Raw genomic sequence first — 22,357 nt, forward strand, 5'->3', positions numbered from 1 at the left:
GATATCACCGGATCTGATATCTGCGCAGGTCACAGACCGTCAGAAAATTCCTGGCCGCGGCGCCACGGATGGCGCATCCGGTCTGCCCGGAAAGGAGTGCGGAATCCGTGCGGAATCGACTGGAACCGAGCAGAATCCGGTGCGGCCACCCGTTCGTACCTTTCCCCGTCGCCGGTTTCCCGCGCGGGACCTAGCGTTTGCGTATGCGCGATTGACGTGGTGACGGCCATGTCGAGAGGGGAAGGCGAATGTCTGCGTCCGAGCTGGCCGAGATCGCCGAAGAGGAGGAGCGGCGCAAGAAGCGCGCTCCTTGGGGCGTGATAGCGCTGGTGCTGCTGACCGGCCTCGCACTCATCCGCAACGGTTCGGGCGAGTTCGACATGGGCCCGCCGCAGCCGGCCTCCGCGGCGGCCCCGGACAGCCGCGGCTCCCAGTCCCCGTTGGGCACGGCACCGGTGCCGCTGGCGTTCTCCCCGGCCGCCCGGGTCCGTATCCCGGCGATCCAGGTGGACGCTCCGGTGATGCCGGTGGGGCTGGACCCGGACGGCTGGGTCGGCGCGCCGCCGCCGGACGACCCGAATCTGGCGGGCTGGTTCACCGGGGCCGTCTCGCCCGGCGAGAAGGGCACCGCGGTCGTCGTGGGCCATGTCGACAACGCCCAGGGACCGGCGGTGTTCTACGGCCTCGGCGCGCTGAAGAAGGGGAACCGCGTCGAGGTCGAACGCCGGGACGGAAAGACGGCGGTCTTCGAGATCTACGGCATCGAGGTCTTCGAGAAGAGCGATTTCCCCGGCGACCGGGTGTACGGCTCCAAGGGCGAGCCGGAATTGCGGGTCATCACCTGCGGGGGCGGTTTCTCGAAGCAGAACGGCTACGACGGGAATGTCGTCGTCTTCGCCCGCCTGGCCGAGGTCCGCTGAGCGGCTCCCGGCCAGGCGGGCGTGTGGTGGAGATCCCGTCAGACGGTGTTCCGGCGGGGAACGGTGAGGTGATATCCGGAGTCCAGGAGTTGCGGCAGATAGTCGCCCAGGGCCCGGACGCTCTGTGACCGGTCGCCCCCGGCGTCGTGCGACAGCACCACGACACCGGGGGCGGCACCCTGTTCCACGCTGCGCACGATCTTGCCGGTACCGGGGACGGTCCAGTCGAGGGTGTCGACGGTCCAGGCCAGCGGCTCCATACCGAGCTCCGCGCCCAGTTGGAACACGGTCCGGTTCCAGGCGCCGTAGGGGGCGCGGAACCACTGGGGCGGTTCGCCGTAGCCGTCCTCGATGACCTTGCTGGTGCGGGTCATCTCCGAGCGGATCTGGTCCCGGGTCAGCTCGGTGAGCAGCGGGTGGGACCAGGTGTGGTTACCGACGACATGGCCGTCGTCGGCCATCCGGCCCAGCAGACGCCGGTTCTGGGAGGCCTGCTCACCGCACACGAAGAAGGTCGCACGGACGTCGTAGCGCGCCAGGGTGTCCAGGATCTGCGGGGTGTAGTGGGGGTCGGGGCCGTCGTCGAAGGTGAGCAGTATGGTCCGGCCGCGCCCGGACATCCGCATGAAGGGCTCCTGCCGCACCGCGACCTTGGCGGGCGCGGCGCGCGGCGGGCCGTAGCCGGTCAGCGGCTGGAGGCGGTAGGCGGACGGCTTGAGGACGAGGCGCGCCTGAGGGCCCGCGGCGGGGGCGGGCGGACGGGCGGACGGGGTGCCGGAGGAGCCGGTCAGCAGCAGACCGGCGCCTCCGGCCCCGGCCGCCCCGAGGGCGGCGGCGCCGCCGAGCAGCACCCGGCGGCGGGTGAACAACTGATCCTTCTTCATGAGTCATGGGTCGCCCGGCGCGAGGGTGACGCACCACGCTGACACCGGTGCGGCGGCAGGAAAGCACCCGCCCGGACCAGCGGACCGGCAGGCCACGGACCGGTCCGGGGACACCGCCGACGGTGTGTCAGGAGCCGTCTCGCCTGCGGTGCGTCGGCGGCATTGTCACGGACGGTGCGTCGGCGGTGCGGTCACCGGCGCCGGACCAGCGGGAAGGGCAGCGTCTCACGGATCGTCAGGCCGGTGAGGAACATGACGAGGCGGTCGACACCGATGCCGAGGCCGCCGGTGGGGGGCATGGCGTACTCGAGGGCGTCGAGGAAGTCCTCGTCCAGTTCCATCGCCTCGGGGTCTCCCCCCGCGGCACGCAGGGACTGGGCGGTGAGGCGGCGGCGCTGCTCCACCGGGTCCGTCAACTCGGAGTAGGCGGTGCCCAGTTCGGTGCCGAAGGCGACCAGGTCCCAGCGTTCGGCGAGGCGCGGGTCGGTGCGGTGCTGCCGGGTGAGCGGGGAGACGTCGGTCGGGAAGTCCTTGTAGAACGTGGGCAGCGTGGTGCGCTCCTCGACGAGGCGTTCGTACATCTCCAGGACGATGTCGCCGGGGCCGTCGTCGGCGATGTACGGGATGTGCGCGCGGTCGCAGTGGCGGCGCAGGGCGGCGAGGCCGGTGTCCGCGTCGACCGGCTCGCCGAGGGCCTCGGAGATGGCGTCGTACACGGTCCTGACCGGCCAGCGGCCGGAGATGTCGTGCTCGGTGCCGTCCTTGCGGGCGACGGGGGCACCGAAGGCGGCGGTGGCGGCGCCCTGGATCAGTTCGCGGGTGAGGTCGAGCATCACGTCGTAGTCGGCGTACGCCTGGTACGCCTCCAGCATGGTGAACTCGGGGTTGTGCTTGTGGGAGACGCCCTCGTTGCGGAAGGTGCGGCCCAGCTCGAACACCTTCTCCAGACCGCCGACGCAGAGGCGTTTCAGATACAGCTCGGGCGCGATGCGCAGATAGAGGTCGAGGTCGTAGGCGTTGATGTGCGTGGTGAAGGGTCGGGCGTTGGCGCCGCCGTGGATCTGCTGGAGCATCGGGGTCTCGACCTCCAGGAAGCCGCGGTCGAGGAGACCCTGGCGCAGTGCCTGGACGGCGGCGGACCGGGCCCGGACCACCTCGCGGGCGCCGGGGGTGACGACCAGGTCCAGGGCGCGGTGGCGGACCCTGGTCTCGGGGTCGGCGAGGCCGCGGCGTTTGTCGGGCAGGGGGCGCAGACATTTGCCGGTGAGCCACCAGCCGGTGACGAAGACCGTCGCTTCGCCCTTGTCACTGAGGGCGGCGAGACCGGTCGCGGTGATGTGGTCGCCGATGTCGGTGACGGTCTTGAAGCGGTCGAGGTCGGCGGGACCGGTGCGGTCGCGGGTGAGGGCGAGCTGATGGTCGCCCGACCAGTCGCGCAGCAGGACGAAGACGAGCCCGCCGAAGTCGCGCACCATCATGATCCGCCCGGCGACCCGCACCTGATCGCCGGTGCGTACCGCGGCCAGGGCGTGGGTGGGCGGCGGGACGCCGACGGGATAGGGGTCGGTGCCGTCGGCGTGCAGCCGGTCGGCCTTGTGGTGCCGTACGCGCATCTGCTCGGGCGGCAGCGCCGCGGACGGCCCGCCGGGCGCGGCTACGGCAGCGGCTGCGGCTGCGGTTGCGGCCGTCTGCAGGGGGCCCTCGCCGCCGAGGGCCTCGGGCCCGCCGGGTCCGCCCAGTCCTTCTCGTCCTCCGCGTCCTTCCTGTCCTTCCTGTCCTTCCTGTCCTTCGAGGCCGGGTGCCGTCAGGGGCGGCAGGCCCTCGGTGGTCACGGGCCGGTGGCCGCGCCGGGGGTGGCCCTTGCCCCAGAGCTTGCGCAGGGACGGTACGGCGACGAAGCCCTCGGCGATGCCGGAGGCGAGGCCGATCCGGGCGAGGGCGGCGGGCTCGGCGTAGCAGATGAAGCGCGGGTACCACTCCGGCTGGTACTTGGCGTTGGAGCGGTACAGAGCCTCCAGCTGCCACCAGCGGGAGAAGAACAGCAGCAGCTGCCGCCACAGCCGCAGCACGGGACCCGCGCCGATCCGGGCGCCCTCCTCGAAGACGGAGCGGAAGACGGCGAAGTTGAGGGAGATCCGGTGGATGCCGAGCCGGGGGGCGGCCGCGGCGAGCTCGGCGACCATGAACTCCATGACGCCGTTCGGCGAGCCGCGGTCACGGCGCATCAGGTCGAGGGAGACGCCCTCGCGGCCCCAGGGCACGAAGGACAGCAGCGCGAGGAGTCTGCCGTCCGGGGCGAGGGCCTCGACGAGGAGGCAGTCGCCGTCGGCGGGATCGCCGAGCCGGTCCAGGGCCATGGAGAAGCCGCGTTCGGTCTCCGTGTCGCGCCAGGCGTCGGCCTTGTCGACGACCTCCTCCATCTCCGCGTCGGTGAGGGTGGCGTGGCGGCGGACCCGGCAGGTGGCGCCGGTGCGGCGGACCCGGTGGACGGCCTGCCGGGTGACGCGCATGTCACGGCCGTCCAGGTCGAAGCCGGGGAGGTGCAGGATCGCCTCGTCGCCGAGTTGCAGGGCGCCGAGTCCGGCACGGGCGAAAGCGGTGGCGCCGTCCTCGGAGGCGCCCATCACCGCGGGCACCCAGGCGTAGCGGCGGGCCATGTCCAGCCAGGCGGCGATGGCGTGCGGCCAGGCCTCGCGGTCGCCGACGGGATCTCCGCTGGCGAGGCAGACCCCGGCTTCGACGCGGTAGGTGACGGCGGCCTTGCCACTGGGCGAGAAGACGACGGCCTTGTCGCGCCGGGTGGCGAAGTAGCCGAGGGAGTCCTGATCGCCGTAGGCCCTCAGCAGGGCGCGGATACGGGGCTCCTCGTCGCCGTGCAGGGCGGCTTCCAGGCGCTGGGAACGGAACAGGGTGGCCGCCGCGTTGAGCAGGGCGACGGCGCCGAACAGGCCGAGCAGGAAGTACAGGGCGTGCGGGGGGCGGCCGTCGAAGGAGCGGGCGGAGACCAGGCCGCCGAGCACCCGGGAGGCGGCCCAGGCGAAGTGCTGGCTCTCGGGGAGAGTGCCGGGGAACAGCGACACCAGCCCCCAGCCGACCAGGATCGCCACGCCGATTCCGGCGCCCAGCACGGCGATCGCCCACCACACGGCGCCGCGGCGGGAGGCGGCGTAGAACTCTCCCCTGGCGACGATGAGGAGCGCGAGGGCGAGGCCGCAGACGACGAGGGAGGGGACGGACTCGTAGTAGAGACCGAGGCTGAGTCCGAGGGCGTCGGTCAGGACCACCAGGCCCAGATAGACGACGACCAGCCACCAGGCGATCTTCTTGCGGGCGGCGGTGGCGGCGGCCAGCAGGAAGAGGAAGACGGCGTATGCGAGGTTGGCGCTGACCGGCACGATCAGCAGATCGAGGGTGCGGGCGACCGGGCGCAGCAGACCGCGCAGCGGGGCGAAGAGGGCGAGCAGCAGACAGAGCAGGCCGAGGGCGCCGAAGAAGGTGGCGAAGCCTTCGGGCACCTTGCCGAGAAGGCCGCCGCCGGGCGGCCGGGCCGGGGCCCGGTCCTGGGCCGCGACGGGTCCCACGGTGGCCGTCATGCTTCCGACTGTAGTGCCCCAACAGGCAACGTTCGCCCCGTCGCGACGCCCGGCACGCACTCTCGCCGCACCGGGCACAAGCCCAAGTACGTCCAGTACGAGGGCTTGCGCCCGGCACGCCGAGAGCACGCACCGGACGCCGCTCCTTGACGGGCAAACGTTGCCTGCCGGGGCACTGGGAAGGGCGGGGCCGGTCCGCCCGTCGAGCGTTCCGGGGCGGCGTCAGGGGCCTGAGCTTCGGATACTCTCCCTGCGTGATGGAAAAGCGCGCGCCCCGCTTCGAGCGCGGGACGGACGGCCCGAAGGTCATCGTGGTCGGTATGGACGGCTCCGAGTCCTCTCTTCGCGCCGCCGCGTATGCCGCGGGCCTGGCCCGCCGGCAGCACGCGCTGCTCGCCGTGGTCTATGTGCAGCCGGTGATGGCGGCGGGCGCGGCGATGGGCGCGCCGGTGGCGGAGGCCACCGGCGGGATCGCCGAGGATCTGATCCGGCAGATCCGCGAGGCGGCACAGCAGGTCAAGGGGATATTCGACGTCCGCTGGGAGTTCCACACCTTCCCCGGCGACCCCTACAGCGGTCTGGTGAAGGCTGCGGACGAGCTGAAGGCGGACGCGGTGGTGGTGGGTGTCTCCGAGCAGGCGGGCCACCGGATCATCGGGTCGGTGGCGATCCGGCTGGTGAAGGCGGGGCGCTGGCCGGTGACGGTGGTGCCGTAGGGCGGGTGCTTGGCGCCTGCCGCGGGCGACTGCCGGGGGCGGGTGGCGTCGGCCGGGTGGGCGGGTGCCGGGGCGGGTGGCGTCGGCTTGGGTGCGTGACCGGGTGGCTCCGGGGGTGGGCCCCGCCGACCGAGGGTGCGAGACCGTGTGCCGCTCCGTGGGCGGGCGCCGCCAACGGGGTGCATGGGGGCGGGGTGGCGTCGGCTTGGGTGCGCGACCGAATGCGGCTCCGGAGGCAGGAGCCGCCGACCGGGGGTGCGTAACGAGGTGCGGCTCCGCGGGCATGGCCAGGCCCGGTCACCGGGCCATGACGAGGCCGTCCTTGGCGGCGCCCCTGCTGAGGACGACGTCGCGGATGCGGTCGCGGACGGCGGTGAGGTCGGCGCCCTGGGCGATCGCGCGGTTGATGTCGACGACGCGTCCGGCGTCGACGTCGTAGAGCTGCGGTACGAACTCGGCCCCGGTGACCAGCCAGCGGGCGCCGGGCCGCTGCGGCGGGGCGAAGGTGAAGCGGGCGACGGTGGACTGGTTGCCGCGCGGGTCCTGGACGCCCTGGTAGTTGTACATCTCACCGGCGATCTGGTCGCCCATGCCGTAGACCACCCAGGTGCCGTTGACCTTCTCGTACGCCTGCGGGATGTGCGCGTGGGTGCCCACGACGAGGTCGATGTCGGGGCGGCCGCCGGTCCGGGCGGCCGTCAGCTGCCGGGCCAGGGACTGCTGGAGCTCGTCGGGCTCGTCCTGCCACTCGGTGCCCCAGTGCACGGAGACGACGACCACGTCGGCGCCCGCCTTCCGGGCGGCCCGCGCGTCGGCGAGGATGCGGACGGGGTCGATGACGTTCACGGCCCAGGGCTCGCCGGGCGGGAGCGGGAAGCCGTTGGTGTCGTAGGTGTAGGCCAGATGGGCGACCTTGGCGGTGCCGGCGCGCAGGACGGTGACGGTGCGGGCCTCCCGTTCGGTGCGCGCGGATCCGGCGTGGCTCAGGCCGGCGCGGTCCATGGCGTCGAGGGTGCGGCGGATTCCGGCGGCGCCGTCGTCGAGGGTGTGGTTGGAGGCGGTGGAGCAGCCGTCGTAGCCGGTCTCGGCCAGGGCCCGGGCGACCTCGGGCGGGGACTTGAAGGTGGGGTAGCCGGTGTAGTCGCCGTCCGCGCCGTAGACGGTCTCCATGTGGCACAGGGCGAGGTCGGCGCCGGAGACCACGGGCTTGATACCGGCGAGCATGGGACGGAAGTCGTAGCCGGTGCCTGAGGCGTCGGAGCGGGCACGGTCGATGATCGAGCTGTGCGGGAGGACGTCGCCGGAGGCCACAAGGGTGAAGCCCCGCGCGGTGGGCGGCGCGGGGTGCCCGGCACGGGCCTGTTCCCGGCCGTGTGCCTGGCAGGCGGCCGCTGCCGCGAGGACGGCGGTGAGAGCCAGGGCCAGCTGTCGGCTGCGTGTGATCATCGGTCACCCCAGAGGTCGGGCCGCATCTTTTCTGAATGTCCGATTTCCGGAATTTCAGGAATTTCGGATTCATGACGAACGCATAGGTACGACAAGACAGGCTGCCCCAAACGACACTGCGGCCCCATCAGCCCATCCGGTGAACCCGACCGGTCCCGCAGCGGGCGGTGCGCGGCACAACCCGCCGGCCGTTCACCGGACCGCCGGTAACCGTTCGTCGTACCGTTCGTCGACGCGATCGACCGTCTGTCGCAGAGCCGTGTGCGCGCTCTGTCCCAGAACGGCCCCCTGGGGTGCCATACGGCCATGACGGCCGGAACCACCACCCTCACCGATGTGACGACCGCCGAGCACGAACTCGCCGCCCTCCAGCGCGAGCACGGTCGACCCCTCTTCGCCCTGCTGCTGCGCCTGTGCGACGGCGACCGGCAGCGCGCCGAGGACCTCGTGCAGGAGACGCTCGTACGAGCCTGGCAGCACCCCGAGGCGCTGCGCGCGGACGCCTTCGACTCCGTACGGCCCTGGCTGATGACCGTGGGCCGCAGGCTCGCGATCGACGCGCGCCGGGCTCGGCAGGCGCGGCCCGCCGAGGTCGGCGACGCGGTCCTGGAGAACTCCCGGGTGATCGCCGATCACGCCGAACGGTCAGCCGCGACCCTGGATGTGCGGGAGGCTGTGAAGACACTCACTCCCGAGCACCGTGAAGTCCTGGTGCTGGTGTACTTCCAGGGGGCCAGTGTGGCGGAAGCAGCCGAAACGCTGGGCATTCCGCCCGGTACCGTGAAGTCGCGCGCGTACTACGCGCTGCGCGCCCTGCGCCGGGTGCTTCCGGGTTATGCGGCCGACCTGCGATGAAACCGTGAGTCAGGTCAAACCTCGGTAAAGCGCCTTGCTGAGGATCGCGGTTGAGCAATCAGCTGTCTTCATCCGTGTTCCGGACGGAGCACCGCCGCCGGTTTCCCGCCCGCCCCCGGGCGCCCGGGAAACCGCACGGCACGGCTCCGGCACCCGGGCGACGCGCACGCACCGGAGGAAGGCAGGAAGCGATGCTGCACAGAGGTCAAGAGAGCACGGACGGCACCGGTGGCGGTGAGCTGAGCGTCCCCATGGCCTGGCTGTACGCCGAGTACATCGCGGACGAGCTGCTGCGCACCGGCGATCTGATGCCGCCGACGTCCTTCGAGTTCCGCGCCGGGCGGGACGCGCTGGCGCTGACCGTCTTCCTGTCCGACACCGAGGGCGAACTGTCCGGGATCCGGGTGATCTCCCAGCTGGAGAACTGGCTGTCGCTGACGGCGTACGACCAGCCGTGGCAGCACTGGGTGCGCTCGCGGATGGCCGAACTCGCCGCCGAGGCCGGGGCATCGGGCACGCCGTCGGCAGATCTGGCGCTGGCCGAGCGGGCCTGGCGCTGGCTGGAGGAGACCGAGCTGCTCGCGGCCGACCTGGACGCGGTGCCGGGCGGCGCGGCGGTGGCCGGCGAGGACGACGGACCGAAGGTCTGGACACCCGCCTGGCAGCTCGGGCTGCCGCTGGGACATCTCGCGATCCATCTCTTCTGACCTGCCGTCACCTCGTCTTCTCCGATTCTTCTCCGGCACGTTCGGCACGCGGACCAATCCGCGCGCCGAACGGCTCCGAATACCCGGGTTGCGATTCGGTGCGGGGCTTGAGTGATTCGGCGGTCCGGTGCGTACCGGTGGGAGCAAGGAGTGACCCCACCCACACCCAACGGTACGAGGATTCGGCATGAGGTCCCTGGAACGGCATCGCGACGTCGGCGCCTACGCTCTCGGCGTGCTGAACGAGGCGGACGCCTTCCGCTTCGAGGACCATCTGATGGAGTGCCCTCGCTGCTCGGCGGACGTCACCGAATTCGGGCCTACGGCACGGCAGTTGCTGCTCTACCGCCGGGCGACACCGCGCTTCGTCCACCCCGCTGCGCAGCCCGGCCCGCGGCTGCTGGACCGGCTGCTGGCCGAGGTCTCGCGGCGGCACCGCGCCCGGCGCCGCCTCTCGCTGTACGCGCTCGCCGCCTCGGTGGTCCTTGCCATGGCCGGTCCCGCGCTCGCCCTGTGGGCCGGACCGGGCGAGCAGTCCACGAGGATCGCGGCGACGGACACGAAGACGGGGGTGTCGGCGCAGGTCACCACCAAGAACGCGGACTGGGGCAGCGATGTGCTGCTGACCATCCAGGACGTCCCCGGCTCGCACGCCTGCCGCCTGATCGCCGTCGGCTCCGACGGCGCGGAGCAGACGGTGACCACCTGGACCAGCCCGGACCGCGGCTCCGGTCCCAGCAAGGTCCAGGGCGGCTCCACGATGCACTCGGACGAGATCGACCACTACGACGTGCGTACGGCGGAGGGCGCCAACCTGCTGACGCTGAAGCCCCGTTAGCATCGCTGGTCGCGGTTGCTTCAGCGGTTACTTCAGCAGCCGGGACATCCTCCGGTCCGCCAGCGGCTTGCCGCCGGTCTGGCAGGTGGGGCAGTACTGGAGGGACGAATCGGCGAAGGAGACCTCCCGGATCGTGTCGCCGCAGACCGGGCAGGGTTCGCCGGTGCGGCCGTGGACGCGCAGGCCGGTCTTCTTCTCGGACTTGAGGGAGGCGGCGGCCAGGCCGCGGGAACGGGTCACCGCGTCCGTCAGGGTGGTGCGCAGGGCGTCGTACAGGCGCTGGACCTCCTCCGGGGTGAGGGAGGCGGCCAGTTTGTAGGGGGACATCTTCGCGGCGTGCAGGATCTCGTCGCTGTAGGCGTTGCCGACGCCCGCGATCAGGCTCTGGTCGCGCAGGGCGCCCTTGATCTGCCGCCGCTCCCCCGCGAGCAGCCCGGCCAGCCGGTCGGCGTCGAAGCCGGGGGCGAGCGGGTCGGGGCCCAGACGGGCGACACCCGGGATCTCGCCGGGGTCGTGGACCACGTACACCGCGAGCCGCTTCTGGGTGCCGGCCTCGGTCAGGTCGAAGCCCTCGCCGGTCTCCAGGGCCACGCGCAGCGCCAGCGGGCCCTTGCCGGGGCGGGGGACGCCGTCGGGCAGCCGGTCCTTCCACTGGAGCCAGCCCGCGCGGGCCAGATGGGTGACGAGGTGCGGGCCGGCGGCTGTGGCGATGTCCAGGAACTTGCCGTACCGGGTCACTGCGGTGACCTCGTGGCCCTCTATGGCGGAGAGTGGGGGGTCGTACGTCTTCAGGACACTGATCGCCACGGGCAGCACCCGGACGATCTCATGGCCGACCAGCCGCTCGACCAGGAAATCTCTGAGCGCTTCGACCTCGGGCAGCTCGGGCATACCCCCAGAGTGCCACCCCCCACCGACACGGGCCGGGTGGCCCCCGGCGGCAAAGACGATCCCGCCCGCAGGATGCCGACCAGGCTGGCCGCCGCACCACGCCCCGGCGGGGAGGGCTGAGGAGACATGCCGTTCTCGCCCCCGCCGCCCCTTCCCGTCCCGTCACGGGGGCTCCGCCCCCGTACCCCCGCTCCTCAAACGCCGGAGGGGCTGATTCTCGGCGGCACCGTGAACTCGCACCACACGCACTTGCCGCCGCCCCGGGCCTCCACGCCCCAGACGTCGGTCAGGAGGTCCACGAGGAGGAGGCCTCGGCCCGAGACGCCTGATTCGCCGGCTTCCCTGGGGCGGGGCAGGGCGCTGGAGGAGTCCTCGACCTCCACGCGCAGTCTGCGGTCCGGTCCGCCCAGCATGCGCAGGGTGACCACCGCGGCGCCCTCGGTGTGCATCAGGGCGTTGGTGATCAGCTCGTCGGCGACGAGTTCGACCTCGTCGGCGCGGTCCTGGGCGCCCCACGCCCAGACCGCCGCCCGGATCATGTGGCGGGCCTCGCCGAGCGCCTCCGGGTCGCCGGGGGCCACATGCTGCTGGAGCCGTCCGCGGGCCCGCGGGGCGTCCACGGCGCGGCGGCGCAGCAGGAGCAGGGCCACGTCGTCGTCGCCGCCGCGTTCCTCAGCCATGTCGATGAGCCGGTCCGCCAGCTCTTCCACACCGGTGCCCGGGGCGGTCGCGACGGCGGCTGTCAGGGCCTGGAGGCCGTCGTCGAGGTCGGCGCCGGGCTGCTCGATGAGGCCGTCGGTGCACAGCAGCAGCGTCTCGCCGGGGTCCAGCTCGACGGTGCCGACGGGATAGGCGAGCCGCCCGAACTCGGCGGACAGGCCGAGCGGCAGCCCGCCCTCGACGGCCACCCGTCGGCAGCTGCCGTCGGTGTGCCGGACCATCGGGTCGATATGGCCCGCCCGGACCATCTGCACCACCCCGGTGACCAGGTCGACCTCCGCGTACAGACAGGTGGCGAAGCGCTCGGTGTCGAGTTCGTCGAGGAAGACGGAGGCGCGGGCCATCACCGTGGCCGGCGGATGCCCCTCGGCGGCGTAGGCGCGCAGCACGATGCGGAGCTGGCCCATCACGGCGGCGGCGTGCGTGTCATGCCCCTGGACGTCGCCGATGACCGCGCCGACCCGGCCGCCGGGCAGCGGGATGAGGTCGTACCAGTCGCCGCCGATGTCCCGGGGCGGACCGGCGGCGGCCTGGGCGGCCGTTCCGGCGCGGTAGCGCACGGCGACGTCGGCGCCGGGGAGGCTGGGGATGGTGCGCGGCAGCATCGCCTGCTGAAGGCCCCTGGCGAGGTCGCGCTCCTGTTCGTAGAGCATGGCCCGCTGGAGGTTCTGGGCGATGCTGCTGCCGAGGGCGACCAGGACGGTGCGCTCGTCGGCGGAGAAGCCGCGCCGGTCGCCGTAGAGCACGCCCATGGCGCCGATGGGGCGGGCCTGGGCGATGAGCGGCAGATAGGCGGCGGAGGTGACCCCGAGGCCGGCGATGCGGTGCCAGAGGATGGGGTATCCGTCCGCGAACTCCTCGGGGGACTCGATGAAGCGCGGGTTCAGGGTCTGGACGACCTCGCTCATCGGATACGGCTCGTCGACCCGGGTGACCATGGTGCCGGGCACGACGGTCTCGGCCGGGCCCTCCGCGATCATACGGATCCGGCCGGCCTCCAGCAGGCCGATGACGAGGCTGGTGGCGCCGAGGTGGCGGACGCCGTGGGTGTCCTTGAGCACGTCGATGACGTCCTCGACGGTACGGGCGTGGGAGAGGGCGGCGGTGACGGCCAGGACGATGTCGGACTGATGGCGCGCGGTGTCGTCGAGGGCGCTGCGCAGACTGCGGACCTCGCTGTCGGCGAGCTCCTGGGTGGCGTCCCGGAGGATGCCGACGACCCGGCGCGGGCGGCCCGTCTCGTCACGCCGGATGTAGCCCTGGGCGTGCGTCCAGCGCGGGGAGCCGTCACGGCGGCGGATGCGGAAGTAGGTGGCGCAGTTCTCGCTGCCGTTCTTGATGGCCCGGGTCACCACGTCGTTGAGCCGGCTCGCCTCGGACGGCGGGATGCGGCACACCAGGCTCTCGGGACGTCCGTCGTACTCCTCGGCGCGCAGGTCGAAGACCTCGTGGGCTCGGACGTCCATATGGAGCAGACCGGTGTCGAGGTCCCAGTCGAAGGACCCCATCTGGTTGAGCGCCAGCAACGGATCCGGTTGGGCGGGCCAGTCGTCCGGGAGTGACGGGGCGCTCGCTCCCCGATCAGCCATGGAGCCACCTTGCCAGGAATTGTCCGATTCTTCGAGAAATCCGATTCTTCGAGAAAGAGGATACGGTCCGGGACGGATGACGACATCGCCGGTGATCGATCTCGTATCGGTTGTGTGCGAAGAGTGACGTCCGGCCGGGTGGACCCGGTCCCGGGCCGGGCGGCGCCACACTGGGAGGAGGGAGGAGCGCGCCGCCGTGGGATGGTTCACCGCACCCGACTACTGGCTGAGCCGGCTGGTCTTCCAGCGGGCCCTGGCCGTCGTGTACCTGGTCGCGTTCCTCACAGCGGCCCGGCAGTTCCGGGCCCTGCTGGGTGAACGGGGCATGCTGCCGATCCCCCGGTTCGTCGCGCAGGTGCCGTTTCGCCGGGCGCCCAGCATGTTCCACCTGCACTACTCCGACCGCTTCTTCGCCGGGTGCGCCTGGGCGGGCAGCGCGGTGTCCGCGGCGCTGGTCGCGGGGGCCGACGGACTGCTGCCGCTGTGGGGGGCCATGCTGCTGTGGCTGGTGCCTTGGGCGCTGTATCTGTCGATCGTGAACGTCGGCCAGACGTGGTACGCGTTCGGCTGGGAGTCGCTGCTGCTGGAGGTCGGCTTCGCCGCCGTGCTGCTCGGCAACGACGAGGTGGCGCCGCCGGTCGTGGTGCTGTTCCTGCTGCGCTGGGTGCTGTTCCGGGTGGAATTCGGTGCCGGTCTGATCAAGCTGCGCGGCGACGAGTGCTGGCGGAAGCTGACCTGTCTCTACCACCACCACGAGACCCAGCCGATGCCGGGCCCGCTGAGCTGGTTCTTCCACCGGTTGCCCCGGCCCCTGCACAAGGTGGAGGTCGCCGCCAACCACTTCACCCAACTCGTGGTGCCCGTGCTGCTGTTCACCCCGCAGCCGGTCGCGGGCGCAGCGGCGGCGGTGATGATCGTGACCCAGCTGTGGCTGGTGCTCTCGGGCAACTTCTCCTGGCTGAACTGGATCACCATCGTGCTCGCCCTGTCGGCGGTCCCCTTCCCCGCCGAGCCGCCGCACACGGCCGGGGCGCCGGTCTGGTACGAGGCGGTGGTCCTCGGCGTCGCCGCCTTCCTGGTGTTCCTGAGCCATCGCCCGGTGCTCAACATGGTCTCCCGGCGCCAGGTGATGAACCGCTCCTTCGACCCGCTGCATCTGGTCAACACCTACGGCGCGTTCGGCACCGTCAGCCGGGTGCGCCACGAGGTGGTGCTGGAGGGCACGGCGGACGCCGTACCGGACGAGGGGGCCAAGTGGCGGGAGTACGAGTTCCGGGGCAAGCCGGGTGATCCGCGGCACTGGCCGCGCCAGTTCGCGCCCTACCATCTGCGGCTGGACTGGCTGATGTGGTTCGTGGCGCTCTCGCCGGGCTACGCGGGTGCCTGGTTCGGTCCGCTGGTGGAGCGGCTGCTGGAGAACGACCGGGACACCGTCAGGCTGCTGCGCCGCTGCCCCTTCCCGCCGGGCGAGCCGCCGCGCTGGATCCGCGCCCGCCTCTTCCGCTACCGGTTCACCTCCTGGCGGGAGTTGCGGGCCACGGGGGCGTGCTGGGAGCGGACGTATGTGCGGGAGTTCCTGCCGCCGACCCGGCTGTCGTGGGAGAGCCGGCGGCAGTAGGCCACGGCTCGTGGGCCGGAGGTGGTAGGTCACGGCTCGTGGGCCGCAGGCGGTGGATCACGGCTCGTGGGCCGCAGGCGGTGGATCAGAGGCGGTAGACGCGGGTGGCGGTGCCGTGGAACAGCTCGGCGCGCTCCGGTTCGCTCAGGTCCGACGTCAACTCGCATGCCGCGTCGAGCACTTCGCCGTACGACGCGGCCAGCGTGCACACCGGCCAGTCCGAGCCGTACATCAGCCGCCCGGGGCCGAAGGCGTCCAGCACGGTGTCGGCGTACGGCCCGAGGTCGGCGGTGGTCCAGGAGCCGTGGTCGGCCTCGGTGACCAGGCCGGAGAGCTTGCAGACGGTGTTGGGCAGCGCGGCGAGGACACGGACGGCCGCCGCCCAGGGTTCGAGGGCACCGGTGGCGACCGGGGGCTTGCCGAGGTGGTCGAGGACGAAGGTCAGCCCGGGCAGGGACTCGGCCGCCTTGACGCAGACCGGCAGTTGGTGGGGCAGGACCACGAGGTCGTAGGCGAGGCCCGCGTCCGCGACCGCCGTCAGACCCCGCTGCGCAGTGGGGCGGAGCAGCCATTCCGGGTCGGGCTCGCCCTGCACCTGGTGGCGGATCCCCTTGAGGAAGCTGCCGCCGGGCAGGGTGCGCAGCCGTGCCAGTTCGTCGGCGACGTCCGGGCGGGTGAGGTCGGTCCAGCCGACGACGGCGCCGACGAGGTCCTGGCGGTCAGCCAGGGCGAGGAGTTCGGGGGTCTCCTCGGGGACGGTGACCGTCTGGACGAGCACGGTGCGGCCGACGCCCGCCGCACGGGCCTCGGGAGCGAGGTCGGTGAGGGTGAAGTCGCGGCGCAGGGGCTGGAGTTCGGGGCCGGTGAGCCAGCCCTGGTCTCGCACGGACAGGTCCCAGACGTGGTGGTGAGCGTCCACGGTCGGGGCGGCGGTCATGGCAGCTTCCTGTCGGTCGGCGGGTCGGCCGTTGGGGCGGCCGTTGGGTCACCCGTTGCGGCCGTTGGGTCGGCCGGTACCGGCGCGGCGGGCGGCAGCAGGCCGGTGTCCCGTAGCTCCTGCCACAGGGCGGCGGGCACCGGTGTGGCGAACTCCCGGGCAGAGGCGGCGGCTTCGTGCGCCGAGCGGGCACCGGCCAGGACGCTCGCGACCGCCGGATGGGCGGCGCAGAAGGCCAGGGCCACGGCGCGCAGCGAGGTGCCGTGCCGGTCGGCGAGGTCCTTGAGGCGCAGGGCGCGCTCCAGCAACCCGGCCGGTGCGGCGGCGTAGTTGTACGTCGCCCCCGGCCTCGGGTCCGCCAGCAGGCCGGAGTTGAAGGCGCCGCCGATGACCACGGAGGTGCCGCGTTCGAGGGCGGCCGGGAGGAGGTCGGTGAGGGCGCTCTGGTCGAGCAGGGTGTAGCGGCCCGCGCAGAGCACCACGTCGACGTCGGTGTCGCGGACGAAGCGGGTGAGCATCGCGGTCTGGTTCATACCGGCGCCGATCGCCCGTACGACGCCCTCGGAGCGCAGTTTCTCCAGGGCCGGGTAGCCCTCGCGGAACGCCTGCTCGGCGTGGTCGTCGGGGTCGTGCAGATAGACGATGTCGACATGGTCGAGGCCCAGCCGCTCCAGGCTGCCCTCCAGGCTGCGCCGGATGCCGTCGGCCCCGAAGTCCCACACCCGGCGGTGTGTGGCCGGCACGGCGAACCCGGCGTCCATGTCGTCACCGGACACCTCGGTCACCGGCTCCAGCCGCCGCCCGACCTTGGTGGACACGGCGTAGTCGGCGCGGGGGCGGTCGCGCAGGGCGTTGCCCAGGCGCCGTTCGGACAGGCCGAGGCCGTAGTGCGGGGCGGTGTCGAAGTAGCGCACCCCGTACCGCCAGGCTGTGTCCACCGCGTCGTGGGCCTGCTGGTCGCCGACCTCGGTGAACAGGTTGCCGATCGCGGCGCCGCCGAAGGCCAGCGGGCTGACCCGCACCCCGCTGCGGCCGAGGACGGTGCTCACCGGCGCCCCGCCGGGCGGGGTGTTCACCGGCCCGCCGGGCGCAGCCGCAGGCCCTGCATCCCGCCGTCGACGGCGAGGGCGGTGCCGGTGGTGGCGCCGGACAGGGGGCTCGCCAAGTAGGCGATGGCGCCCGCGACTTCCTCGGCGGACACCAGCCGTCCCAGCGGCTGGCGGGCCTCCAGGGCGGCGCGTTCGGCGGCCGGGTCCGGGGCCTTGCCGAGGAGGCGGCCGATCCACGGGGTGTCCGCCGTACCGGGGTTGACGCAGTTGACGCGGATGCCCTCGCGGACGTGGTCGGCGGCCATGGCCAGGGTGAGGGAGAGGATCGCGCCCTTGGTGGCGCTGTAGAGGGCGCGTTGCGGGAGCCCGGCGGTGGCGGCGATCGAGCAGGTGTTGACGATCGCCGCGTGCGGTGAGCGGCGCAGATGGGGCAGGGCGGCGCGGCTGGTGCGGACCATGCCGAGGACGTTGACGTCGTGGACGTGGCGCCATTCCTCGTCGTCGTTGTCCTCGACGGTGCCCTGGGCGCCGATGCCCGCGTTGTTCACAAGGATGTCGAGTCCGCCGAGTTCGGCCACGGCGGCGGCCACGGCCTGCCGTACCGAGGCGTCGTCGGTGACGTCGGCCTTGTGGGCGAGCAGCGGCGCGGCGAGGCCGGAGGGGTCGAGGTCGAGGACGGCGACCTGGGCGCCGCGCGCGGCGAGGAGGCCGGCGGTGGCCCGGCCGATGCCGGAGGCGCCGCCGGTCACCAGGGCGGTGAGCCCCTCGAAGTCGTTCATCCGGTCCGTCCCTTCAGCTGTGTCGGACTCGCTCATGCCGCCCGGTCCTTCTGTGTCTGCGGGTCCGCCGCCCAGAAGGTACCGCCGGGGAAGGTGTAGCGCGCAATGGACTCCGGTCGCATGGCGGCCGAGAAGCCCGGCGCGGTGGGCGCCGTGTAGTGGCCGTCGCGGATCACGACGGGGTCGGTGAAGTGTTCGTGCAGGTGGTCGACGTACTCGATGATGCGGTCGGTGGTGGTGCCGGAGACCGCGAGATAGTCGAACATCGAGAAGTGCTGGACGAGTTCGCACAGTCCGACGCCGCCCGCGTGCGGGCAGACGGGCACCTCGAACTTGGCGGCGAGCAGCAGGATCGCCAGGTTCTCGTTGACGCCGCCGACGCGGGCGGCGTCGATCTGGAGCACGTCGAGGGCACCGGCCTGGAGCAGTTGCTTGAACACGATGCGGTTCTGGACGTGTTCGCCGGTGGCGACCTTGACGGGGGCGACTGCGGCGCGGATCGCGGCGTGGCCGAGGACGTCGTCGGGGCTGGTGGGCTCCTCGATCCAGTACGGGTCGAACGGGGCGAGTGCCCTCGTCCAGCGGATGGCCTCGGCGACGCCCCAGCGCTGGTTGGCGTCGAGCGCGATGCGGACGTCCGGACCGACGACCGCGCGGGCGGTGCGGCAGCGCCGTACGTCGTCGTCGAGATCGGCCCCGACCTTCAGCTTGATCTGGGTGAAGCCGTCGGCGACCGCGGCGGCGGCGAGACGTCCGAGCTTCTCGTCGTCGTAGCCGAGCCAGCCCGCGGAGGTGGTGTACGCCGGGAAACCGCGCTCCAGGAGCCGGGCACGGCGTTCGTCGGCGCCGGTACGGCCGCGGCGCAGGACGGCCAGGGCCTCCTCGGGGGTGAGCGCGTCGGTGATGTAGCGGAAGTCGATCTGGCCGACGAGCCACTCCGGTTCGGCGTCGGCGAGCAGTTGCCACAGGGGTTTCTCGGCGCGTTTGGCGGCGAGGTCCCAGACGGCGTTGACGACGGCCCCGATCGCCATGTGCATCACGCCCTTCTCGGGCCCCAGCCAGCGCAGTTGGCTGTCGCCGACGAGGTCGCGGAAGAGCGAGCCGGGGTCGGCGCAGACCTCGGCGACCGGGCGGCCCAGCACATGGGGGCGCAGTGCGTCGATGGCGGCGACCTGGACATCGTTGCCACGCCCGATGGTGAAGGTGAAGCCGTGCCCCTCGTGGCCGTCGGCGGCGTCGGTGCGCAGCACGACATAGGCCGCCGAGTAGTCGGGGTCGGGGTTCATCGCGTCGGAGCCGTCGAGTTCGCGCGAGGTGGGGAAGCGGATGTCGTACGTGTCGAGCGCGGTGACGCGGGCGGGGGCCTGGGCGCGGGCGTTGGCGGGAGCCTGGGCGGGGGCCTTGGCAGGAGCCTGGGCGGCCGGTGGGGCGGGGACGGGCCGGGGCGGGGTCGGGGGCACGGGGCGCCTTTCGGTCGGTGAGGTCCGGTGGGGCGGGTGCCGGGGTGCGGCGGTCCGCCCGCGAGCGGACCGCCGCAGCCTCCGGCCCCGGGCCGCCGGTGTCCTCGGTGCTGCCGGGGAAGCAGGTGCCGGAAAGATTTATCCGACCACTCGGCGCATAGGACAGCCTTGGGCGGCAATTTTCCCGCACTTTCGACCTTAGTCGTCCGATCACTTCCTGGCTAGAGCAGTCCTTCCCGATGGGGCTCCCTTCCTCGGCACTCCTCGATGTGGCTGGCCCCTCAGCGGGACAGGCGGAGCGTCAGCAGTTCGAAGGGGCGCAGCCGCAGGGCGATCCGCCGGCCGTCCCGCTCGGGCGCCGCGGTGTCCGCGAGCGGGCGTTCCAGCAGGTCGGTGGCGGTGACGCCGGTGAACTCGAACCCGGCGACCAGGGTGGCGCGGGCGCGTCCGCCGTGCGCCTCGTGGAGGCGGACGACGATGTCGCCGCTGCCGTCGTCGGCGAGTTTGACCGCGGTGACGACCACAGCGTCCCGGTCCACCGACACCAGCGGCTCCACCTCGGCGGCACCAATGGTCCGACGTTCCGGCAGATTGATCCGCCAGCCCTCGCGGACCGTGTCCCCGATGTCCGCGCCGGGCACCAGAGCGTGGCGGAAGCGGTGGACGCCCTGGTCGGTCTCGGGGTCGGGGAAGCGCGGGGCGCGCAGCAGGGAGACCCGGACCGTGGTGGTGGTGCCCCGGTCACCGCCCTCGTCCGCGTCGCGGACGGTGCGGGTGACGTCGTGGCCGTACGTCGAGTCGTTGACGAGGGCGACGCCCCAGCCGGGCTCGGCCAGATGGACGAAGCGGTGGTTGCACGCCTCGAACTTGGCCGCCTCCCACGAGGTGTTGGTGTGGGTGGGCCGGTGGAAGTGCCCGAACTGGGTCTCGGACGCGTACCGTTCGGCGTGGAGGTCGAGCGGGAAGGCGAGCTTCAGGAACTTCTCCGTCTCATGCCAGTCGACTTCGGTGTCCACGGCGAGGCGCCGCTCCCCCGGCGGCAGGGTGAGCACCTGGGTGACCCGGGATGCGCCGAACGAGCGCACGATGCGCACCGATACCCCGTCCTCACCCGCGGTCAGCTCGTCGACCTCGACGAGATCGGTGACGGTGTTGCGGTAGAACTCGTCGACGTCCCAGGCGTCCCACATGTTCGGGAAGTCCGGGTGGAGTTGGAGGAGGTTGGCCGCCGCGCCGGGGGCGATGGTCTCGCGGTCGGCTACGAGGTCGTAGGCGGATACGACGAGACCGCGGGCGTCGATCTCGACGCGCAGCAGGCCGTTGTCGAGGACGTGGCCGCCCGCCGGGCGCGGGGTGAGGCTGGTGGCGCCCTCGGTGACCGGTGTCCGCGCGCCGCCCGCGGGGACACCGGCGCGGGTGTGCGGGGCGGAGTTGAACAGCAGCGGGGTGGTGCCCTCACCGGCCAGGGCGTGCTGGGCGGCGTCGATGATCGCGTTCAGCTCGGCGGCGACACGTTCGTAGGTGGCGCGGGCCTCGCGGTGCACCCAGGCGATGGACGAGCCGGGCAGGATGTCGTGGAACTGGTGCAGCAGCACCGTCTTCCAGATGCGGTCCAACTCGTCGTAGGGGTAGGGGAATCCGGCGCGTACGGCGGCGGTGGCCGCCCACAGTTCGGCCTCGCGCAGCAGGTGTTCGCTGCGCCGGTTGCCCTGCTTGGTCTTCGCCTGGCTGGTGAGGGTGGCGCGGTGCAGTTCGAGGTACAGCTCGCCCACCCAGACCGGCGGCGAGGGGTACTCGGCCTCCGCCTTGGCGAAGAAGTCGGCGGGCGTCTCCCACACCACCGTGGGCGAGCCCTCCAGGTCGCGCAGCCGGGCCGCCCGGGCGACCATCTCGCGCGTCGTACCGCCGCCCCCGTCGCCCCAGCCGGTCGGTGCGAGGGAGTGCCGGGCGCGGCCCTTGTCCTTGAAGTTGCGTGCCGCGTGGGCGAGTTCGCCGCCCTTCATGGAGCAGTTGTAGGTGTCGACGGGCGGGAAGTGGGTGAAGATCCGAGTGCCGTCGATGCCCTCCCACAGGAAGGTGTGGTGCGGGAAGGAGTTGGTCCGCGACCAGGAGATCTTCTGGGTGAGCAGCCTGGTCGACCCGGCGGCCCGGATGATCTGCGGGAGCCCGGCGGCGAAGCCGAAGGTGTCCGGCAGCCACGCCTCGTCGTTCTCGATGCCGAACTCGTCGAGGAAGAACCGCTTGCCGTGCACGAACTGACGGGCCATCGCCTCGGAGCCCGGCATATTGGTGTCCGACTCCACCCACATCCCGCCGGCCGGCACGAACCGTCCCTCGGCCACCGCCTTCTTCACCCGCGTCCACACCTCGGGCCGGTGCTCCTTGATCCAGGCCCACTGCTGAGCCTGCGACATGGCGAAGACGAACTCGGGCTCGTCCTCGATCAGGGCGGTCATGTTGGCCGTGGTGCGGGCGACCTTGCGGACGGTCTCACGCAGCGGCCACAGCCACGCCGAGTCGATGTGTGCGTGGCCGACGGCGCTGATGAGGTGCGCGGAGGGCGCGGCGGGCGCGGCCAGCGCCGGGGCGAGCAGGGTGCGGGCGCGGGCCGCCGTACCGCCCACGTCCTGGAGGTCGACGGCGTCCAGCGCCCTCTCGACCGCCCGCAGGATGTCCCAGCGGCGGGCCGACTCCGGCGGCAGCTCGGCCATCAGCTCGCCGAGCACCTCGAAGTCGGCGATCAGCTGCCACACCGTCTCGTCGAAGACCGCGAGGTCCATCCGGGCGAGCGTGTACTGGGGTGCGCTGCCCGCGGTCTCCTTGTCGCCCAACTGCGTGGGGAGGAAAGGATGGTAGTCGAGGATGACGGGGTTGGACGCGGCCTCGATGTGCAGCCGCACCTCCTCGCCGCCCTCGGCGGGCGCGGCAACACGCACCCACTGGTTGCGCGGATTGAGGCCCTTCACCGGGGTGCCGTCGGGCCGGTAGACCAGGCCCTCGCACTGGAAGCCGGGCATGTTCTCGTCGAAGCCGAGGTCGAGGATCGCCTCGACGGTCCGTCCGGCCCATTTCTCGGGCACGGTCCCGGTGACCCGGAACCAGCTGGTGCCCCAGGGAGCACCCCACCGGGCGCCCACCTCGATCGGCTCGGGCTCGGCCGCGAGTCCCTCGGCGACCGGCACCGGCTCCCCGGGGGCGTGCCACACCGCGACCTGGAGCGGCACGGACTCGGGGTACACGGCGGGGCGGATGCGCTCGTCGAGGACGCGGCGGAGGCGGGCTTCGACCAGCGTGCGGTCGTCATGCATGTGAGGTGCTCCCGTTGCTGGGTTGCGATGGTCACCGGGCAGGCACC

General features: G+C 72.3%; 16 protein-coding genes. 6 read left to right on the forward strand and 10 right to left on the reverse strand.

Annotated elements, in window-relative coordinates:
• The first annotated feature begins 248 nt into the window (after nucleotides 1-248).
• Entirely contained in the window at nucleotides 249-920 is a 672-nt protein-coding gene (locus tag ACSYGN_RS04545; protein WP_460392057.1) for a class F sortase, read from the forward strand.
• 38 nt (nucleotides 921-958) lie between these two features.
• Here the strand turns inward: ACSYGN_RS04545 and ACSYGN_RS04550 are convergent, their stop codons facing one another.
• Together ACSYGN_RS04550 and lysX are read right to left on the reverse strand one after the other, a co-directional pair.
• The gene (locus ACSYGN_RS04550) at nucleotides 959-1,804 is read right to left on the reverse strand and encodes a polysaccharide deacetylase family protein (protein WP_460392059.1); all 846 of its coding nucleotides are present in this window, start codon (nucleotides 1,802-1,804) and stop codon (nucleotides 959-961) included.
• Nucleotides 1,805-1,995: 191 nt separating this feature from the next.
• Entirely contained in the window at nucleotides 1,996-5,397 is a 3,402-nt protein-coding gene (gene lysX, locus ACSYGN_RS04555) for a bifunctional lysylphosphatidylglycerol synthetase/lysine--tRNA ligase LysX (protein WP_460392061.1), read from the reverse strand.
• Nucleotides 5,398-5,654: 257 nt separating this feature from the next.
• On the opposite strand from lysX, the gene ACSYGN_RS04560 reads away from it, so the two are divergent.
• On the forward strand, nucleotides 5,655-6,113 hold the full coding sequence (locus ACSYGN_RS04560) for a universal stress protein (RefSeq protein WP_460403223.1): 459 nt from the start codon (nucleotides 5,655-5,657) through the stop codon (nucleotides 6,111-6,113).
• Nucleotides 6,114-6,410: 297 nt separating this feature from the next.
• Here ACSYGN_RS04560 and ACSYGN_RS04565 read toward each other — a convergent pair whose 3' ends face one another.
• Nucleotides 6,411-7,559: a CapA family protein gene (locus ACSYGN_RS04565; protein WP_460392063.1), complete on the reverse strand. Its 1,149-nt coding sequence runs from the start codon at nucleotides 7,557-7,559 to the stop codon at nucleotides 6,411-6,413.
• Between the two features lie 306 nt (nucleotides 7,560-7,865).
• On the opposite strand from ACSYGN_RS04565, the gene ACSYGN_RS04570 reads away from it, so the two are divergent.
• The 3 genes from ACSYGN_RS04570 (at nucleotide 7,866) to ACSYGN_RS04580 (ending at nucleotide 9,959) form a co-directional block, all read left to right on the forward strand.
• Entirely contained in the window at nucleotides 7,866-8,414 is a 549-nt protein-coding gene (locus tag ACSYGN_RS04570; protein ID WP_460392065.1) for a sigma-70 family RNA polymerase sigma factor, read from the forward strand.
• Between the two features lie 191 nt (nucleotides 8,415-8,605).
• Nucleotides 8,606-9,121, forward strand: coding sequence for a hypothetical protein (locus ACSYGN_RS04575; protein WP_460392067.1), 516 nt, complete (start codon nucleotides 8,606-8,608; stop codon nucleotides 9,119-9,121).
• Nucleotides 9,122-9,308: 187 nt separating this feature from the next.
• Nucleotides 9,309-9,959: a zf-HC2 domain-containing protein gene (locus ACSYGN_RS04580; RefSeq protein WP_460392069.1), complete on the forward strand. Its 651-nt coding sequence runs from the start codon at nucleotides 9,309-9,311 to the stop codon at nucleotides 9,957-9,959.
• A gap of 27 nt (nucleotides 9,960-9,986) precedes the next feature.
• Here the strand turns inward: ACSYGN_RS04580 and ACSYGN_RS04585 are convergent, their stop codons facing one another.
• Both ACSYGN_RS04585 and ACSYGN_RS04590 read right to left on the reverse strand, forming a co-directional pair.
• Nucleotides 9,987-10,850: an Fpg/Nei family DNA glycosylase gene (locus tag ACSYGN_RS04585; RefSeq protein WP_460392071.1), complete on the reverse strand. Its 864-nt coding sequence runs from the start codon at nucleotides 10,848-10,850 to the stop codon at nucleotides 9,987-9,989.
• A 194-nt stretch (nucleotides 10,851-11,044) separates the two neighbouring features.
• Nucleotides 11,045-13,159 carry a SpoIIE family protein phosphatase gene (locus tag ACSYGN_RS04590; protein ID WP_460392073.1) on the reverse strand — a complete coding sequence of 705 codons (2,115 nt, stop codon included), beginning with the start codon at nucleotides 13,157-13,159 and terminating at the stop codon, nucleotides 11,045-11,047.
• 196 nt (nucleotides 13,160-13,355) lie between these two features.
• Here ACSYGN_RS04590 and ACSYGN_RS04595 point away from each other — a divergent pair, with 196 nt between their 5' ends.
• Nucleotides 13,356-14,777 (forward strand): lipase maturation factor family protein, encoded by a 1,422-nt coding sequence (locus tag ACSYGN_RS04595; RefSeq protein ID WP_460392075.1) that lies wholly within the window; start codon nucleotides 13,356-13,358, stop codon nucleotides 14,775-14,777.
• An 85-nt stretch (nucleotides 14,778-14,862) separates the two neighbouring features.
• On the opposite strand, the gene ACSYGN_RS04600 is transcribed toward ACSYGN_RS04595, so the two are convergent.
• The 5 genes from ACSYGN_RS04600 to ACSYGN_RS04620 form a co-directional block, all read right to left on the reverse strand.
• Nucleotides 14,863-15,714, reverse strand: a complete 852-nt coding sequence (locus tag ACSYGN_RS04600; RefSeq protein WP_460392077.1) for an amidohydrolase family protein — start codon at nucleotides 15,712-15,714, stop codon at nucleotides 14,863-14,865.
• The gene (locus ACSYGN_RS04605; RefSeq protein WP_460392079.1) at nucleotides 15,711-16,790 is read right to left on the reverse strand and encodes an aldo/keto reductase; all 1,080 of its coding nucleotides are present in this window, start codon (nucleotides 16,788-16,790) and stop codon (nucleotides 15,711-15,713) included. The genes ACSYGN_RS04600 and ACSYGN_RS04605 overlap by 4 nt, the downstream gene beginning before the upstream one ends.
• Nucleotides 16,787-17,542 (reverse strand): SDR family NAD(P)-dependent oxidoreductase, encoded by a 756-nt coding sequence (locus ACSYGN_RS04610; protein WP_460403225.1) that lies wholly within the window; start codon nucleotides 17,540-17,542, stop codon nucleotides 16,787-16,789. The genes ACSYGN_RS04605 and ACSYGN_RS04610 overlap by 4 nt, the downstream gene beginning before the upstream one ends.
• A gap of 32 nt (nucleotides 17,543-17,574) precedes the next feature.
• Nucleotides 17,575-18,870 carry an enolase C-terminal domain-like protein gene (locus ACSYGN_RS04615; RefSeq protein WP_460403227.1) on the reverse strand — a complete coding sequence of 432 codons (1,296 nt, stop codon included), beginning with the start codon at nucleotides 18,868-18,870 and terminating at the stop codon, nucleotides 17,575-17,577.
• A 413-nt stretch (nucleotides 18,871-19,283) separates the two neighbouring features.
• Nucleotides 19,284-22,310 (reverse strand): alpha-mannosidase, encoded by a 3,027-nt coding sequence (locus ACSYGN_RS04620; RefSeq protein ID WP_460392081.1) that lies wholly within the window; start codon nucleotides 22,308-22,310, stop codon nucleotides 19,284-19,286.
• Between the last annotated feature and the right edge of the window lie 47 nt (nucleotides 22,311-22,357).

The sequence above is a fragment of the Streptomyces sp. YIM S03343 genome, from assembly GCF_054729195.1.